The sequence below is a fragment of the Saccharopolyspora sp. MMCC62 genome (assembly GCF_057736575.1).
Genome location: NZ_JBYKCM010000009.1, coordinates 209,530 through 226,398 on the forward strand (window position 1 = coordinate 209,530; position 16,869 = coordinate 226,398).

Genomic DNA, 16,869 nt, shown 5'->3' on the forward strand with positions numbered 1-16,869 from the left:
CCTGCGGGCCGGCGGTGGGGTGCGGGTCGTGGTGCCCGCCTCCACCGCCAACCTCGGGTCCGGGTTCGACGCGCTCGGCATGGCGCTCGCGCTGCACGACACCGTGCACGTCGCGGTGACCGACGGGCCGCCGGGCAGCGCCGTGGTGACCGCCGAAGGCGAAGGCGCCGGATCCATCCCCACCGACCACGAACACCTGGTCGTGCGGGTGCTGCACCGCACCTGGGCCGAGCTCGGCGTGGCCGCGCCCGCGGTCCGGTTGCGCTGCCGCAACGCCATCCCGCACTCCCGCGGGCTGGGGTCCTCGGCGGCGGCGATCGTCGCCGGGGCCGCGGCGGCCTACGAGCTCGCCGGTTTCCCGCTGCGGGAGACCAAGAACCTCGAACAGGCGCTGCACCTGGCCGCCGACTGCGAAGGCCACGCCGACAACGTCGCGGCCAGCCTGCTCGGCGGCGTGGTGATCGCCTGGCGGGACACCGACCGGTTCCGCGCCGCCGCGCTGCCCGCGCACCCCGACGTGCACCCGGTCGCGCTGGTCGCGGGCGGTGAGTCCGCCACGCACACCACGCGCGGCCTGCTGCCCGAGCAGGTGCCGCACGCCGACGCCGCGTTCGCCGCGGGCCGCGCCGCGCTCGCCGTGCACGCCCTCACCACCGACCCCTCGCTGCTGCTGGCGGCCACCGACGACCGGCTGCACCAGGACTACCGGGAGTCCGCCTGGCCGAGCACCATCGAGCTGGTGCGGCGGCTGCGCGCCGCCGGAGTGCCCGCCGCGGTGTCCGGCGCGGGCCCGACCGTGCTGGCGCTGCCCGCGGGCGGCGAACTGCCCCGCACGGTCGACATCGGCGGGTTCACCGCGCTGCGCCTTCCGGTCGATCGGCGCGGCGTTCAGGTGATATCGGAGCCGACAACGGCGGAATGACCGGCCCGGCCCGACCATTCCGCCCGGCGTGGTGGTACAAAGGACATGTCGGCAGGACGTCAGTGCTGCTCGGCAGGTGTTCCGAAACGGTGGATGCTCCGGCACGGCCGATTGCGCGAACACCGTGATCGAACGAGGGCGTGCCACGCCTCCGGAGGTTGTTGCACCTCGGTGGTGAGGCGTCTACCCTCAAGGTCAATCAGTCACCGCGCGCTCGGCGCCGGTGCCGCATCCGGGGCTTCGTTCCCCGGGGCACATTTCCCGCTAGTGAATCGACTCCACTCCACACGGGTGAAGATCAGGATCTGCGGGTTGCCGGACGCGGTGGCAGAGGCAGGAGTTGTCAACTCAATGGGGTTCGCGCGGGGCTGCCGACCTGTGGGTTCCGGCCGACGCAGCATGGGGGCCTGACCGCGGTGGTCATGTTTCCGACGCGATCGACGCCGGTTCGGCGCACCCCGGTGCCCGTCGTCCCGTCTCCGCTCAGCGGCAGATCGGGCCGGACCGGAAATCACAGCGCTCCCCGCGGAAGACGACATCTGAGTGAGGCGGCAGCAGGGCGTGCATCGGCGAGTGTGGATCGGAGTGGATGCGTCGCACGTGCACCGTGGTTCTGGCACGCAGAAGCGTGAAAACCGCACCGCGCAACGGCATTCGGACGAGCACATGACCCGGGTACCTCCCACCGCCCGGTGCTGCTGGTCCCCCTGATCGCCGACGTCGATCGAGCCGCGCGTGCGTGTTGAACTCGACCGGCATCGGGCTGGTAGCACATCAAGGCCGTTCCGCTGACAGCAGCGGGCGGGCAATCCGCTGGGTCGCGTAGGAGGCGCGGTCCGGTCAGGAAGGACATTCGTGAGCAACACCGAACTGTTGAGCAGCGAGACGACCAACGGCGTCTCCCAGGCTGGCCAGCAGGAGTCTGAGCAGCCGTCCGCGGGCGCCGAGGCCAACGGCGCCCCGCGCCGTCGCGGCGGGCTGTCCGGCATGGTCCTCGCCGAGCTTCGACAACTCGCCGGGGAACTGGGGATCGACACCAGCGGCCTCCGCAAGGGCGACCTGATCGCGGCCATCAAGGAGCGGCAGGGCGGCGCCCCCGCCAAGCCGCGCGCGGCCGCCAAGCCCGCGCAGGAGACCGCGCCGAGCCGTGACAAGGCCCGCCAGCCCGCGCTGGACGAGACCGACTCCGCCGCCCCGCAGCAGGACTCGGCCCCGGACGCCGGCAACAACGGCTCCGCGCCGAACCGCGGGCGCTCCCGGCGCCAGCAGTCCGCCGAGCAGGGCGGGGAGGACGAAGGCCGCCGCGGCAACAACCGCCGCCGCCGCTCCTCCAACCGCTCCGGCGGCAACCAGGACCAGGGCGACGAGCGCGGCCAGGACCGCGGCGACCGGCAGAACGACCGCGGTGACCGCGGCGACAACCGGGACCGCGACAAGGACAACAACCGGGGCGACCGGGGCGGTCAGGACCGCGGCGACCGGCAGAACTCCCGGCAGCAGCAGGACAAGCAGGACAACCGCCCGCAGGACGACTCCGACGAGGACGGCGGCCGCAGGCGCGGACGCCGCTTCCGGGACCGCAGGCGCAACCGCGGCCGCACCGAAGGCGGCGGCAACGAGCCCGAGGTCCGCGAGGACGACGTGCTGCTGCCCGTCGCGGGCATCCTCGACGTGCTGGAGAACTACGCGTTCGTCCGCACTTCGGGCTACCTCGCCGGGCCGAACGACGTGTACGTGTCGCTGTCGCTGGTCCGCAAGTACGGCCTGCGCCGCGGCGACGCCATCAAGGGCGTCATCCGGCAGCCCCGCGACAGCGAGCAGCAGCGGCAGAAGTTCAACCCGCTGGTCCGCGTCGACTCCATCAACGGCCTCGAGCCGGAGGCGTCGAAGGGCCGCTCGGAGTTCCACAAGCTGACCCCGCTGTACCCGAACGAGCGACTGCGGCTGGAAACCGAACCGCAGAACCTCACCGGCCGGATCATCGACCTGGTGATGCCCGTCGGCAAGGGCCAGCGCGCGCTGATCGTCTCGCCGCCCAAGGCGGGCAAGACGATGGTGCTGCAGGCGATCGCCAACGCGATCACCACGAACAACCCGGAATGCCACCTCATGGTGGTGCTCGCCGACGAGCGCCCCGAAGAGGTCACCGACATGCAGCGTTCGGTCAAGGGCGAGGTCATCGCCTCCACCTTCGACCGCCCGCCGTCGGACCACACCACCGTCGCGGAGCTGTCCATCGAGCGGGCCAAGCGGCTCGTCGAGATGGGGCACGACGTGGTCGTGCTGCTCGACTCGATCACCCGCCTCGGCCGCGCCTACAACCTCGCGGCCCCCGCGTCCGGCCGGATCCTCTCCGGTGGTGTCGACTCGACCGCGCTGTACCCGCCGAAGCGGTTCCTCGGCGCGGCCCGCAACATCGAGAACGGCGGCTCGCTGACCATCTTCGCCACGGCGCTGGTGGAAACCGGGTCCACGATGGACACGGTGATCTTCGAGGAGTTCAAGGGCACCGGCAACGCCGAGCTCAAGCTGGACCGCAAGCTCGCCGACAAGCGGCTGTTCCCCGCCGTCGACGTGGACGCCTCCAGCACCCGCAAGGACGAGATCCTGCTCGCGCCCGACGAACTCACCGTCACGCACAAGCTGCGCCGGGTGCTCGCCGCACTGGACGCCCAGCAGTCGCTGGAACTCCTGCAGGAACGGCTGCGCAAGTCGCGCACCAACATCGAGTTCTTGATGCAGGTCGCCAAGAACGCCCCCGGCGGCAAGGACGACAACTGACGTCCGCTCCGCGCACGAAGCCGGCCCGCACCTCGCAAGAGGAGCGGGCCGGCTTTCTTTCCACCCTGGCGCGAGGAAGGGAACCTTCCTGTCACGGGTGCGGTGAAGGGAACCTTCCTGCCATCCGGTCAGCTGCCGACGCGAACCGGTCAGGGGTGGAAGGGAACCTTTCCGCCACGGGTGCGAGGAAGGGAACCTTTCTGTCATCCACCCGCCCGACGACCCGAACCCGTCCCGATGTGGAAGGGAACCTTCCTGTCATCGGTGCGCGGAAGGGAACCTTCCTGTCACTTCAGCCCGAGTCCCGCTCCGGGAACCTTCCGATCAGATGATCACCAGGTGAGCGCCTGGCACCGCCGTGCGCACTCGGTGGGTTCGACCTGCAAGGTGGCGTGCTCGATCCGGTACTGCTCGGCGAGCAGCCGCTGCGCGGCGACCAGCACGTCCCCGTGGTCGGCTTCGGCCGGGATGCTGAGGTGCGCCGAGGCGACCTCCATGCCGGAGGTCAGCGTCCACACGTGCAGGTCGTGCACCTCCTTCACCCCGGGCAGCGCGGCGAGGTCCTGGTGCATCGCGTGCACGTCGACGCCCTCCGGCGCCTGCTGCACGAGGATGCGCAGCGCCTGCCCGGCGAGCTTCCAGGTGCGAGGCAGCACGAACAGCCCGACGGCGACGGCGACGATCGGGTCGACCAGGTACCACCCGAAGGCCCAGGCGAGCGCCCCGCCCAGCAGCACACCGACCGAGCCGATGGTGTCGGCGAGGACCTCCAGGTAGGCGCCGCGCAGGTTGAGGCTCTCCCCCGCCCCTTCGCGCAGCAGCAGGAACGCCACCACGTTCGCGGCGAGCCCGGCGGCCGCCGTGATCATCATCGGCAGTCCAGCGACCTGCGGCGGGTCCTGGAAGCGCCCGACGGCCTCGACGAGGATGTAGCCGGCGACGGCGAACAGCAGCACCGCGTTGGCGAGGGCGGCGAGAACTTCGACGCGGTACCAGCCGAAGGTCCGCTTCGCCGAGGCCGGGCGGCGCGCGGCGGTGATCGCGGCGAGCGCCATGCCCACGCCCAGCACGTCGGTCAGCATGTGCCCGGCGTCCGAGAGCAGCGCCAGCGAGGACGTCAGATATCCGACCACCGCTTCCAGCACGAAGAACGCCAGCAGCACCCCGAACGCCATCGCCAGGCGCCGCGAGTACCGCCCGGAAGCGCTCGCGGGCGACGCCGTCCCATGCCCGTGGCCGTGCCCGTGGCCCATCACGAACCTCCCCTTCGCCTACCGCCCACCATGATATATAGCGAGATGCGCATGAATGCAATGGAGGGTCCACCCACTGGACACGACCACCCGTCCGACGAACGTTCACCCCCTTCCGGTCGACATCGGAGCGTGCGCTAAGCTGACGCAAGTCAACAACAGCAAGCCCTCGTAGCTCAGCGGATAGAGCACTGCCCTCCGGAGGCAGGTGTCGCAGGTTCGAGTCCTGCCGAGGGCGCCCACGCAGAAGAGGACGAGCAGCAGATGCTCGTCCTCTTCTGCATTTCCACGTAGGTTTTCGCCGCACCTCACCCGCCGCCCGCTGCGACGCGGAGCACGTTGCGCACCATCCCGCCGAAGACCACACCGTGGAACGGCGCGACCAGCCACCAGTAGAGGTGACCGGCCAAGCCGCGCGGGACGAACACCGCTCGCTGGCGGTAGTGCGAACCACCCGCATCGTCCGGCTCCACGGTGAACTCCAGCCACGCCCGTCCCGGCAACCGCATCTCCGCGCGCAGCCGCAACATCCTGCCCTCCACCAGCTCTTCCACCCGCCACCAGTCGAGCGCCTCGCCCACGCGCAACCGTTGCGCGTCCCGGCGACCTCGCCGCAAGCCCACTCCGCCGGAGAGCTTGTCGACGACGCCGCGCACCGCCCACAGCAGCGACGAGGAGTACCAGCCGTGCTCCCCGCCGACGCCTTCGACCACGCGCCACAACCGTTCCGGTGACACCCGGCTGCGCCCTTCGCGGACGTCCGAGTACACGGTGCCGCCGGACCAGGCCGGGTCCGACGGCAGTGGGTCCGAGGGCGCGTCCGAAGGCGCCGCATCCGACCAGCGGGTCTCCACCTCCGCGTTCCGGATCTTCCGCAGCGCCAGCCGGACCGAGCGGTCGTAGCCGGTGAGCCCGCCCGGCGGCTGCGGGATGAGCTCGTCGATGTCGTCCTCGGCGCAGACCGCCTCGTGGATCAGCGATTCGATCAGCGGCCGCCCCACGCTCTTCGGCACCGGCGTCACCACGTTGATCCACTGGGCGCTCAGCCACGGCGTCAGCACGCCCACCGACAGCATCCGACGCGGCGGCAGACCCGCCACGATCGCGTAGCGGCGCATCATCTCCCCGTAGGTCAGCACGTCCGGTCCGCCGACGTCGAAGGTCCGGTTGATCGAACCCGGCAGCCGGGCCACCTCGACCAGGTAGTGCAGCACGTCCCGGACCGCGATCGGCTGCACCCGGTTGCGCACCCAGCGGGGTGTCACCATCGCGGGAAGCCGCTCGGTCAGGTGCCGCAGCATCTCGAAGCTCGCCGAGCCCGACCCGATGATCACCGCGGCCTGCAGGACCACCGTCGGAACCCCGCTGCGCAGCAGGATCTCGCCGACCTCCGCCCGCGAAGCCATGTGCTCGGACAACCGCTCCCCCGCCGGATGCACTCCGCCCAGGTACACGATCCGCTGAACCGACATCTCCCGCGCCGCCTGCCCGAGCAGCAGCGCCGCCCGCCGGTCCCTGGCCGCGAAACCCGACTCGGCCATCGCGTGCACCAGGTAGTAGACGACGTCGACCCCGTCGCAGGCGGCGCGGACGTCGTCCTCCTGCAGCAGATCGCCGCGGACCACCTCCACCTGATCCCGCCAGGGCACGTCGCGCAGCTTCTCCGGATTCCGGACCAGGCAGCGGACCTGCCGCCCGTCCTCGAGCAACCGCGGAACCAACCTGCCGCCGACGTACCCGCTCGCCCCCGTCACCAGACACACCATGGCCGAAGCGTGCGGTCCGCCGGCCACCCGCGCACCCCGGCTCCCCGGGTGCGATGAAGGGAACCTTCCGGTCACGGGTGGCAGGAAGGTTCCCTTCATCGCACGATCTCCGCGGGCTTTGCGCCACACCCCCGACTTATTGAAAATGACAGTCATTGTATTGTGACCGCGGCGCACCGGGAGTCGCGTTGCTCGCGGTTCAAGCGCGAGAGCCCGATGGAGAGCACATGGATCACCAGGAAGAGCACCGGATCGGCGAGTACGCGGTGCGCCGAGCCCGCCCGGAGGACGTCGAGGGCGCACGGCGGGTCATGCTCGACACGTTCTACAAAGAGTTCGGCCACGGCTACCACGCACGCTGGCACTCGGACGTCGTCGACATCGAGGGCGCGTACCTGAAGAACCCGCGACACGCGCTGTTCGTCGCGGTGCGCGACGACGAGGTAGCCGCGACCACCGCCATCCGCTCCGGCGGCCCGCGCTGCCCTCCGCACCCCGAGTGGCTCGCGGCCAAGTACGGGGACGGCAGCACCGCGCAGCTGTTCCGGGTGTACGTGGACCGGGCGCACCGCCGCAACGGCCTGGCGAGCGCGCTGGTGTCGATGGCGTGCGACTTCGTCGCCGACACGCCGGAGTATTCGACGATCTACCTGCACACGAATCCGGCGATCGAGGGCGCGGCGCCGTTCTGGCACAGCGCGGCCACCGAGATCTACGACGGCAGGCAGGACTCCCGGTACAGCCCGAGCGTGCACTTCGAGATCCCGATCCCGGGCCGGGCCTCGCGCCCGAGCCAGGCGTTCGAGCTCCAGGACGTCGATTACGCCGGGTGACATCGGCTGCGAGATCGAGTGAGCTCGTTCCTACCCGCTTCAGTGATGCGAACGCGCGTTCGACCGAGCAGCATGGAGGCATGACCTCCTCCACGCACTTCCTCGCCCGGTGGCACGGCGCGGTCCGCGCCCTAGTCCTGGCCGATCCGGCTCGTCGCGGCTTCGACCAGCGCGCGCGTCATCGCATGTCGTGGCGCACGCAGCACTTCCGAGGCGGCACCCTGCTCGATGATGTGCCCGCCGTCGACGATCACGACGTGTTCGGCGAGATCGGCCACGACCCCGAGGTCGTGGGTGATCAGCACGAGCGCGCACTGAGCGCTGTGCTGCAACTCCTTGAGCAGGACGAGCAGTTCGGCCTGCGTGACGGTGTCGAGGCCGGAGGTGATCTCGTCGCAGATCAGCACCCTCGGCTCGGCGAGCAGCGCGCGCACCAGCGCGGCACGTTGCAGCTCACCGCCGGACAGGGAGTCGGGGCGCCGGGCGGTGATCTCGGCACCGAGCCCGACCCGCTCGAACCACTCCGCCGCCCGCCGCCGTGCCTGCCGCCGGTCGGTGCCGCGGAGTCGTTCGGCGGTCCGCGCGACCTGGTCGAGGACGGGTGCGAACTCGTTGAACGAGGCGCGGGCGTCCTGGAAGACGTATTGGACGTCGGCGAGCTGCGCCCTGGTGCGCCCGCGCAGGCGCGCTGCCAGCGGTGTCCCATCGAGCACGATCGAGCCGCGCCGCGGCGGGTGCAGCCCGGCGAGGCACCGGGCCAGCGTCGTCTTGCCGCTGCCGGAACGACCGACGACGGCGATCCGCCTGCCCGGCCCGACGGCCAGCGACATCCCGTGCAGCGTTTCCACCTGCCTGCCCCGGTCCCGATGGCCCGCGACCAGGTCCCGCGCCGCGAGCACCGGGGATTCGCGGTCGTTCCCGGCGGGCGCCAGCGGTGCTCTGGTGTCGGGCTGGGATTCGACGAGCAGTCGCGTGTAGGCGTGCTCCGGGGAACCGAGCACCTCGCCGGCAGGTCCCGATTCGACCACCGTTCCGGCGCGCATGACCAGCACCCGGTGCGCCAGCTGCCGCACCACGTCCAGGTCGTGGGTGAGCAGCAGCACGGCGATCCCCTGGTCGGCGAGGCTGCGGAGTTCCGCCACGATCTGGGCGCGGGTGAGCGCGTCCTGCCCGGTGGTCGGCTCGTCCGCGATCACCACGGCCGGATCGCAGACCAGCGCCTGCGCCAGCACGATGCGCTGCTGCTGGCCGCCGGAGAGCTGGTGCGGATAGCGGTCGAGCAGGGCTTCCCCGTCGGGGAGCTGCGCCCGGCGCAGCGCGGTGGAGACCTTGGCGCGCACCAGTTCCTTGCGTTCCGCGCGCGCGACCGGCCCCAGGTGGCGGACCGCGATCTCCCGCAGGACCGAGCCGACCCGGCGGACCGGGTTCAGCGCGGCCGCGGGGTGCTGCGGAATGTACCCGACCAATCCCGCCGCCGGTGGCCGCCCCGGACCGATCGGATGACCGGCGACGGTGACCTCGCCGCCGACCACCGCACCGGCGGGGTGCTCACCGAGCAGCGCGAGTCCGGTCGTGGTCTTGCCACTGCCGGATTCGCCGACGAGCGCGGTCACCTCACCTGCCGCGACGGCGAACGAGACCTCGGACACCAGGGGCCGGGAGTCGAGCGAGACGTTCAGCCCGCCGACCTCGACGACGTTCACGCGCGCACCTCTCGCCGTTTCCTGCGCAGCAGCTGGTCGAAAGCCAAGTTCACACCCACCGACAATGCCACGATCAGCAACGCGGGCAGCACGACCGCCCAGGGCTGCAAGAACAGTCCCGTGCGGTTGCGGTCCACCATGGCCGCCCAGTCGCTGGTCTGCGGCGACACCCCCACCCCCAGGAAGCTCGCCGAAGCGACCAGGTAGATGGCGCCGGTGAACCTGGTACCCGAGTCCGCGGCCAAGGTGCGCGCCATCGCGCGCACCACGTAGCCGAGTCCGATGCGGACGCGGCTCTCCCCCTGCATGCGCATGGCCTCCACGGCCGGGCGCGCGGAGAGCGAGAGCGCCGACGCCCGCGAAATCCTGATGACGTCCGGGAGGTTGATCACGGTGACGATCACGACCAGCACCCAGCCGACGTTCGGCGCGGCGGATGCCAGCAACAACAGCAGGAGCATCGAGGGGATGGCGAGGAGCACGTCCAGCGGGCGCATCACCGCCTCGTCGATGAACCGCACCCGGTTCATCCCGACCGCCACGCCGATCGGCACGGCCACGGCGTACGTGCACACCGTGGCGGCCACGGCGACCAGCACCACCGACCGCCCGCCGAGCAGCACCTCGTTCCACACGTCGCGGCCGACGAAATCGGTGCCGAACGGGTGGCCGGCGCCGCTGCTGAACGCCACGTCCTTGCCCACCTCGCCCGCGGCGAACTGCGGGCCGAACACGGCCAGCAGCACCGGCACGGCGATCAGGATTCCGGGAACCAGCACTCCGGGTCTGAGCAGGCGCCTCATCGATCGTCCTCCGCAGCAGGTGCCAGCAGCCGGGCGACGACGTCGGCCACCAGGTTCACCAGGACCGTCACGACGGCCAGCACCACCGACAACCCTTGCACCACCGGCAGGTCCCGCGCGGACACGGCGTCGATCAACGTCGTCCCCAGACCTGGGATCACGAAGATCGCCTCCACCACGATGACGCCGCCGATGAGCCAATCCGTCGTGCGGGCGAGCTGCTGCACCGCGGGCACGACCGCGTTCGGCAAGGCGTGCGCGAGCTGCACCCGCACCGGCGAGATCCCGGCGCGCCGGGCCTGCCGCACGTACCCGGAGTGCAACGCGTCGATCATGCCCGCGCGCACCAGCCTGCTCAGCGAGCAGATCGGCCGCAGCAGCAGCACCAACACCGGCAGCACCAGCACCTCCGGCCGGCTCAGCAGCCCGCTGCCGCCCACCGCGGTCGGCGGCAACCAGCCGAGCTGCACCGCGAACACGGTCACCAGCAGGATGCCCATGGCGAACTCGGGAACCGAGTACAAGCCGAGAGTGGTCGACGTGATGAGCCGGTCGGCGAACCGGCCCTCCCGGTTGGCCGCCAGCACTCCGAGCCCCAGTGACACCGGCACGATCAACACCAAGGTGAGCACCGCCAGCAACAAGGTCGGGCCGACGGAGGATCCGATGATGTCCAGCACCGAACGCGGCCCCACCAGGGACTTGCCGAAATCTCCCTGCACGGCCGAGAGCAGCCAGCCACCGAGGCGCTCCCACACCGGCACGTTCAGCCCCAGCTGCTCGCGCAGCAGCGCGATGACCGCCGGGTCGGGATCGTCACCGGCGATCGTGACGGCCGCATCGCCCGGCAACGCCTCGATCAGCAAGAACACGACGACCATGACGAGGAGGACCTGCACGAGTCCCAGCAGCACTCGCCGGGCGAGGTAGCCCGGAATGCTCACCCGAGCCACACCTTGTCGAAGCGCGCCCAGTCCAGGGTGTTCGCCGGAGCTCGGTCATCGATGCCACCGACCCGGTTCGCCGACGCCACGATCCAATCCGACACGCCCCACCACAGGAAACCACCCTCCTCGAACAGGGTCCGCTGCATCTCCCGGTAGAGCCCGGCGCGCGCGTTCTCGTCCGAAGTGGACTGAGCCTGCTGGTAGAGCGCGTCGAACTCGGGGCGCTGCCACTTGGTGTTGTTCGTCGTGGAGCTCGACAGCAGCCGCTGCGAGATGTGCGACTCGATCGGCATCGCGCCGGACCGGTAGCTGACGAGCGAACCTTGCTCACCGATGTCCGACCAGTACGTGTCCTTGTTCCCCAAGGTCACGTCGACCGTCACGCCGGCGAGCTTCGCCTGGTCGGCGAACGCCAACGCCGCCTCCCGCAGGCCGGGAGACGCTTCGGAGGTGAGCAGCTCGACCCGCAGGTTCTCCGCTCCCGCCCGGCGCAGCAGGTCCTTCGCCTTCGCCAAGTCCTGCCGCCGCTGCGGCAGATCAGCGTCGTAGTACTGGTAGTTCTTGCCGAACAGGTCGTTGGCGATCTCGCCCGAACCCTGCAGCACCGAGCGGACCAGCTCTTCGCGGTCGACCAGGTGGAAGAACGCCTGCCGGACCTCGAGCCGGTCGAACGGCGGCCGGTCCACCTTCATCGCCAGCGCGTGGAAATTGCTCAGCGGTAACCGGTGGATCTGGACCTGCCCGGCCGCCTCGTGGCTGCGGGCCGTGGTGGCGGTCAGGTCGTGGGCGTAGTCCGCCTGGTCGCCGAGCAGCGCGTTGACCCGAGCGGCTTCGTCGTTGCTCACCAGGATCTCGAGCTCGTCGAGCAGCGGGGCGCCCTCCCAGTAGTCCGGGTTGCGCGCGGCGAGGAAACTGCGCCCCGGCTCGAACGAAGTGAACCGGAACGGACCCGAACCGACGGGCCGGTCGAAGTTCTCCGCACCCTCCGGAACGATGTAGGCGCCCAGCGTGGCGAGCGCGTTCGGGAACTCCGCGTAGGGCCGCTTCAACCGGAACTCGACGGTGCGGTCGTCGAGGGCGCGGCTGCTCGACAGGTCGATCACGGACAGGCTCGCCTTCGCCCGCCGCGTGCTGTCCGGACGCAGGATGCGCGCATAGCTGGACAGCACGTCAGCGGCGCGCACCGGCCGGCCGTCGTGGAACACGGCTTCGCGCAGCGGCACCCGCCAGGTCAGCAGGTCCGGGCTCGACTCCCACCGTTCGGCCAGCCGGGGCTGCGGGGACATGTCGGAGCCGTAGTCGGCGAGCTTGTCGAACAGCGCCTTGGCCCGGGCGACCTCCGCGTAGAGGTTCGTGGCGTGCGGATCCAGCACCTCCTCCGCTCCACCACCAGGGAACACCGCGCGCAACCGGCCGCCCGGTTTCGCCGGCCCGGCGCTCGAACCCGAGCCGCCAGCCGCGCACCCCGGCACCGCCACCAGCGCGGCCGCCGCGGTGAGCCCCAAGAAGCCCCGCCTGCTCACCGCCCCGCCGGTGGATGAGTAAGCAGCCGACCCGTCGGACTCCATGCGCGGTTCTCCATTCGTCCCGATACCTGCAACGCCGGCGCCGCCCACTGCAACACCAAAAGAAAACGATAATACTTTTCAACAATCCCGAGCAAGCGATCTCCCTCACGTCGTGCAAGGGAACCTTCCTGTCACCGGTGACAGGAAGGTTCCCTTGCACGCACCCGCTGGTCAGGTGGGGCGGTGGGCTACCAAGTGCAGCCGATCGCCCGCGAGGGACGTGCCGAGGTGCGCGCCGGAGCGCCAGGCCGGTTCGGTTCGGGGGCCGGGGTGGTCGAAGAGGTCGAGCACCTCGAAGCCCGCTTGGCGCAGGACGCGGCGGAGTTCTTGGGGGAAGAGCAGTCGCCAGGCCGAGCGCTGGGTGAGTTCGCGCTCGCATCCGGGCCAATCCCACACCCGTTCCCGGCGCAGCAGTTGTTCGGCGTGGTCGATCCACAGCCGAGTGCGGGACCGGTACGGCACGCCTTCCCATTCGACGGTCCGTTCGCGGATTCCGTCGAGCAATTCGGTGTTGCCGAGGAAGAATGCGCCGTTGCGCATTTCGGCGACGAGCATCCCACCGGGGCGGAGGTGGTCCCGGCACCGCTGGAGGAAGGAATCGAGTTCGTCGTCGGTGTGACAGTAGAGGAATGCGCTGTCCAGGCAGGTGATCGCGTCGAACGTGCGATCCAGCCGGAATGCGCGCATGTCGGCTTGCCGGAAGGTGGCGTCGGGGCAGTGCGCGCCCGCGTGCTCGACCATGCGCGGCGAGTTGTCGATGCCGGTGACGTGGAATCCGTGCCGGGCCCAGTGCGCGGCGTCGCGGCCGGTGCCGCACCCGACGTCGAGCAGCGCCCCGCGTTCGAGGCCGTGGCGGGCTAGGACATCGAGCACGAATCGGGCGGCGAGGTGTTCGGGGTCGGGGAACTGCGCTTCGTAGAGCCGGGGGTTGTCGGTCAGGAAGTTGGCGTCGACGCGCATGCGGTCTCTCCTGTTCGGGCGGTGGGCGCGGGGCCGACGAGTCCGCGGCGGTGCAGCAGGGCGATCGCGGCGGCGGAGAGCAGTCCGAACGCGAGGCACAGCGCGGACGGCGCCCAGGGCGCGGTGTTCCCGGCGAGGTCGCTGATCCATCCGATGGCGGCGTTGCCCGCAGCGGCGGTGACTCCGGAGGCCAGGTAGAAGACCCCGAAGTAGGTGCCGGACAGCGCTTCGGGGCCGAACGAGGGGATGAGGTCGTTGACGAAGGGCTGCGCCAGCATCAGCCCGGTGGTGAGCACGAGGGTGGCGAGCAGCACGGGACTGAGCCGCAGCAGCACGCCCACCGGGTCAGGCACGGCGGAGGCGCCGGGCAGCACGATCCCGGCGGTGAGGGTGGCGAGGAACGCGAGCCCCATCAGCGCCATGCCTGCGGCGATGGCCCGGCCGCGGGGCCACCTGCGCTGGAAGTACCGGGTGATCCGCACCTGCATCAGCAGACCGGCCACTGTGGACACGATGAACACGGCGGCGACGGTGCCGCTGGAGCCGGTCAGCCGGGCGGCTTCCATCGGCAGCACCAGGTACAGCTGGTTCTGCAGCGCGAACATCCCGGTCAGCGCGAGGGTGAACAGCACGAACCGCTTGTCGCCGAGCACGCCCCGCCAGTCGCCGAGCACGGTGCCGCGCGACGGTGGCACGTCCCGGTGCGGCAGCACCGCGATCTGGGCGGCGGTGAGCAGCGCGAACACGAGCGCGGCGACGAGCGCGGAGGTGGTGAACCCGATGAGGACGAGCGCGCTGCCGAGCAGCGGTCCGATCAGCGCACCGGTGTTGGCGAACACGTTGAACAGGGAGAACGCTTCGGCTCGTCGCTCTCCTGCTTCGCGTGCGAGGTAGGCGCGCACAGCGGGGTTGAACAGCGCTCCGGCGAGTCCGCTGAGGACGGAGGCGGCGAGCAGGACGGGCACCGAACCGCCGAGGGCGAACAGCCCGAACCCGACGGTGCGCAGCGCGCAGCCGGCGATGATGACGCGACGCGCCCCGAGCCGGTCGGCCGCGCTGCCGCCGATGAGGAACAGCCCTTGCTGGCTGAGGTTGCGCACCCCGAGCACCACGCCGACGAGCGCCGCCGACATGCCGAGGTCGTGCCCGAGGTAGCCGGCGAGGTACGGGATGAGCAGGTAGAAGCCGATGTTGACGCCGAGCTGGTTGACCAGCAGCACCTGCACGGCCAGCGGGAAGCTGCGGATGAGCCGCCAGGTGGTCATGCGGCCGCCCTCGGCCGCACGCCGAGCCCGGGTTCGCCGGTGATGTGCAGGGTCCCGCCGGTGCCGCCGATGCCGTCCCACGGGTCGTCGGCGAGCAGCAGGTGCCCGTCGAGGTCGATCCAGCGAGCGTGCCCGGCGAGGTGCACGGCGGGCGCGATACCGAGGGAGCTGGCGACGAGGCAGCCGAGCAGCACGTCGACTCCGGCGGAGCGGGCGGCGTCGATGATCTCGAGGGCGGGCCGGATTCCGCCGCACTTGGCCAGTTTCACGTTCACCCCGTGCACGCTGGAGCCGAGCGCCCGGACGTCGGCGAGGCTCTGCGCGTCCTCGTCAGCGATCACGGGAATGGGGCTGTGCCGGGCGATGCGGCCGAGTTCGGCGGGATCGCCGGGCGGGGTGGGTTGTTCGACGGCGGCGATGCGGTGCTCGGCGAGCTCGTCGAGCAGCCGCAGCGCCCGGTCGGGTTCCCACGCCCCGTTGGGGTCGAGCAGCAGTTCCGCGTCGGGGGCGGCGGCGCGGACCGCGGCGACGCGGGCCGTCTCGTCGGGTCCGTCGCCGAGTTTCACCTTGAGCACGCGGAATCCGCGTGCGGTGAGCTCGGTGGCGGTGCGCACGGCCTGGTCGGTGCCGGTGATGCCGATGGTGCGGGCGGTGGCGGGGCTGCCGACGGGTGGTGCGCCGACGAGGTCCTGCACGGTCCGGCCGCGGCTCTGCGCGGCGAGGTCGTGGGCGGCGGCGTCGACGGCGCAGCGCACGCCCGGTTCGACCTCGGGCCATGCGGCGATGCCCGCGAGGAGTGCGCCGGGGTCCGCGCAGTTCTCGACGTGCGGGCGCAGTTCCTCGAGCCGCTCGAGGATGCGCGGCACGTCGAGGTCGTAGTAGACGCTGGTGACGGCTTCACCGCGGCCGGTCCGCCCGTCGTGTTCGAGGTCGATCCACACCGCGTCCCGTTCGTGCATGACGGAGCGGGAGATCCGGAACGGTTCGCGCAGTCGCAGGGTTCCGGTACGTGCGCTGAGCTTCACGCCGGCACCTCCACGGACTCGGCGGGGTCGCGGACGGCGCGGCAGCGGGCCCAGCCGTGCACTTCGACCGCGGCGGCGTCGGCGATCTCGACGGGCCGCGTCGCGGGACGCCCGCCGAGCAGGCCGTGCTCCTGGCAGTACTCGTCGTCGAAGATGGTGTCGAGGTAGCGGTGCGGCCCGTCGGGGAACACCGTGACCACCTGCGATCCGGGCTCCCGGCGCGCCGCCCACGCAGCGACGAGCGCGACCGCCCCGGTGCTCCAGCCGCCGCTGACGAAGGAGTGCGCGGCGAGCCTGCGGCAAGCGTCGACGGCTTCGGCGGGCCCGATCCAGTGCACTTCGTCGAATTCGGGGTAGGCGACGTTGCGGGGGAAGATGCTGCTGCCGAGCCCGCGCATGAGCCGCCGCCGCGCCGGCTGCCCGAAGATCGTGGAGCCGACGGTGTCCACGCCGATCAGGCGCAGCCGCGGCCAGTGCCTGCGCAGCGTGCGGATCACGCCCGCGCTGTGCCCGCCGGATCCGACGCTGCACACGAGGGTGTCGGCGGTGCCGAGCTGGGCGACGAGCTCTTCGGCGAGCTGTTCGTAGCCTGCCGGGTTGTCGGGGTTGTTGTACTGGTCCGGCCAGTAGGAGCCGGGCAGTTCCGCGCAGAGTTCGTGCACCCGGTCCAGCCGCGCCTGCTGCCAGCCGCCGACGGGGTGCGGGCGGTCGACGACTTCGGTGCGGACGCCGTGCGCGCGCAGCAGCGACCGCATGCTGCGCTCCAGCTCCCGGTCGACGACCAGCACGACGGGATGGCCGAGCGCTTGACCGGCGAAGGCGAGTCCGACACCGAGGGTGCCGCTGGTGGATTCGACCACGGGCGCGCCGGGGCGCAGTTCGCCGCGGGCTCGGGCACCGCGCAGCATGGACATCGCGGCGCGCGCCTTCATGCCGCCTGCACCGAGGCATTCCAGCTTCGCCCAGAATCCGGGGTGGTGGTCCGGCAGCGGGGTGCTGACCCTGGTGACCGGGGTGTCGCGCATCAGCTCCAGCAGGTCCGG

At 71.1% G+C, this 16,869-nt stretch carries 13 protein-coding genes and 1 tRNA gene; 4 read left to right on the forward strand and 10 right to left on the reverse strand.

Annotation, left to right across the window (positions count from 1 at the left end):
- Position 1: 1 nt before the first annotated feature.
- Both thrB and rho read left to right on the forward strand, forming a co-directional pair.
- Positions 2–922, forward strand: a complete 921-nt coding sequence (thrB, locus tag AC29IT_RS21635) for a homoserine kinase (RefSeq protein ID WP_358438880.1) — start codon at positions 2–4, stop codon at positions 920–922.
- Positions 923–1,777: 855 nt separating this feature from the next.
- Positions 1,778–3,703: a transcription termination factor Rho gene (rho, locus tag AC29IT_RS21640; RefSeq protein ID WP_488219935.1), complete on the forward strand. Its 1,926-nt coding sequence runs from the start codon at positions 1,778–1,780 to the stop codon at positions 3,701–3,703.
- Positions 3,704–4,035: 332 nt separating this feature from the next.
- On the opposite strand, the gene AC29IT_RS21645 is transcribed toward rho, so the two are convergent.
- Positions 4,036–4,956 carry a cation diffusion facilitator family transporter gene (locus AC29IT_RS21645; RefSeq protein ID WP_358438715.1) on the reverse strand — a complete coding sequence of 307 codons (921 nt, stop codon included), beginning with the start codon at positions 4,954–4,956 and terminating at the stop codon, positions 4,036–4,038.
- Positions 4,957–5,121: 165 nt separating this feature from the next.
- Between AC29IT_RS21645 and AC29IT_RS21650 the strand changes: the two genes are divergently transcribed.
- Positions 5,122–5,194 (forward strand) — tRNA-Arg (locus tag AC29IT_RS21650).
- A gap of 70 nt (positions 5,195–5,264) precedes the next feature.
- Here the strand turns inward: AC29IT_RS21650 and AC29IT_RS21655 are convergent.
- A complete protein-coding gene (locus tag AC29IT_RS21655) occupies positions 5,265–6,722 on the reverse strand; it encodes an SDR family oxidoreductase (protein WP_488219936.1) in 1,458 nt (485 codons plus the stop codon).
- Positions 6,723–6,949: 227 nt separating this feature from the next.
- On the opposite strand from AC29IT_RS21655, the gene AC29IT_RS21660 reads away from it, so the two are divergent.
- Complete coding sequence (locus AC29IT_RS21660; protein WP_358438710.1) at positions 6,950–7,555, forward strand: GNAT family N-acetyltransferase; 606 nt, start codon at positions 6,950–6,952, stop codon at positions 7,553–7,555.
- Positions 7,556–7,686: 131 nt separating this feature from the next.
- On the opposite strand, the gene AC29IT_RS21665 is transcribed toward AC29IT_RS21660, so the two are convergent.
- The 8 genes from AC29IT_RS21665 to AC29IT_RS21700 all read right to left on the reverse strand — a co-directional run bounded on the left by AC29IT_RS21665 (position 7,687) and on the right by AC29IT_RS21700 (position 16,851).
- Positions 7,687–9,258 (reverse strand): ABC transporter ATP-binding protein, encoded by a 1,572-nt coding sequence (locus AC29IT_RS21665; RefSeq protein WP_488219937.1) that lies wholly within the window; start codon positions 9,256–9,258, stop codon positions 7,687–7,689.
- Complete coding sequence (locus AC29IT_RS21670; protein ID WP_358438704.1) at positions 9,255–10,061, reverse strand: ABC transporter permease; 807 nt, start codon at positions 10,059–10,061, stop codon at positions 9,255–9,257. The genes AC29IT_RS21665 and AC29IT_RS21670 overlap by 4 nt, the downstream gene beginning before the upstream one ends.
- On the reverse strand, positions 10,058–11,005 hold the full coding sequence (locus AC29IT_RS21675) for an ABC transporter permease (protein ID WP_488219938.1): 948 nt from the start codon (positions 11,003–11,005) through the stop codon (positions 10,058–10,060). The genes AC29IT_RS21670 and AC29IT_RS21675 overlap by 4 nt, the downstream gene beginning before the upstream one ends.
- Positions 11,002–12,576, reverse strand: coding sequence for an ABC transporter substrate-binding protein (locus AC29IT_RS21680; protein WP_488219939.1), 1,575 nt, complete (start codon positions 12,574–12,576; stop codon positions 11,002–11,004). The genes AC29IT_RS21675 and AC29IT_RS21680 overlap by 4 nt, the downstream gene beginning before the upstream one ends.
- Before the next feature lie 171 nt (positions 12,577–12,747).
- On the reverse strand, positions 12,748–13,536 hold the full coding sequence (locus AC29IT_RS21685; protein ID WP_358446688.1) for a class I SAM-dependent methyltransferase: 789 nt from the start codon (positions 13,534–13,536) through the stop codon (positions 12,748–12,750).
- The gene (locus tag AC29IT_RS21690) at positions 13,512–14,801 is read right to left on the reverse strand and encodes an MFS transporter (RefSeq protein ID WP_358446691.1); all 1,290 of its coding nucleotides are present in this window, start codon (positions 14,799–14,801) and stop codon (positions 13,512–13,514) included. The genes AC29IT_RS21685 and AC29IT_RS21690 overlap by 25 nt, the downstream gene beginning before the upstream one ends.
- Positions 14,798–15,826 (reverse strand): dipeptide epimerase, encoded by a 1,029-nt coding sequence (locus tag AC29IT_RS21695; RefSeq protein ID WP_358446698.1) that lies wholly within the window; start codon positions 15,824–15,826, stop codon positions 14,798–14,800. Before AC29IT_RS21695 ends, AC29IT_RS21690 begins: the two co-directional genes overlap by 4 nt.
- Complete coding sequence (locus AC29IT_RS21700; RefSeq protein ID WP_358446717.1) at positions 15,823–16,851, reverse strand: PLP-dependent cysteine synthase family protein; 1,029 nt, start codon at positions 16,849–16,851, stop codon at positions 15,823–15,825. Before AC29IT_RS21700 ends, AC29IT_RS21695 begins: the two co-directional genes overlap by 4 nt.
- Positions 16,852–16,869: the final 18 nt, after the last annotated feature.

Excerpts from the sequence above, each read along its gene's own strand:
- AC29IT_RS21645 (WP_358438715.1), bottom strand. The coding sequence starts at position 4,956 with ATGGGCCACGGGCACGGCCACGGGCATGGGACGGCGTCGCCCGCGAGC.
- AC29IT_RS21655 (WP_488219936.1), bottom strand. The coding sequence starts at position 6,722 with ATGGTGTGTCTGGTGACGGGGGCGAGCGGGTACGTCGGCGGCAGGTTG.
- AC29IT_RS21660 (WP_358438710.1), top strand. The coding sequence starts at position 6,950 with ATGGATCACCAGGAAGAGCACCGGATCGGCGAGTACGCGGTGCGCCGA.
- AC29IT_RS21670 (WP_358438704.1), bottom strand. The coding sequence starts at position 10,061 with ATGAGGCGCCTGCTCAGACCCGGAGTGCTGGTTCCCGGAATCCTGATC.
- AC29IT_RS21680 (WP_488219939.1), bottom strand. The coding sequence starts at position 12,576 with ATGGAGTCCGACGGGTCGGCTGCTTACTCATCCACCGGCGGGGCGGTG.
- AC29IT_RS21685 (WP_358446688.1), bottom strand. The coding sequence starts at position 13,536 with ATGCGCGTCGACGCCAACTTCCTGACCGACAACCCCCGGCTCTACGAA.
- AC29IT_RS21690 (WP_358446691.1), bottom strand. The coding sequence starts at position 14,801 with ATGACCACCTGGCGGCTCATCCGCAGCTTCCCGCTGGCCGTGCAGGTG.
- AC29IT_RS21700 (WP_358446717.1), bottom strand. The coding sequence starts at position 16,851 with ATGCGCGACACCCCGGTCACCAGGGTCAGCACCCCGCTGCCGGACCAC.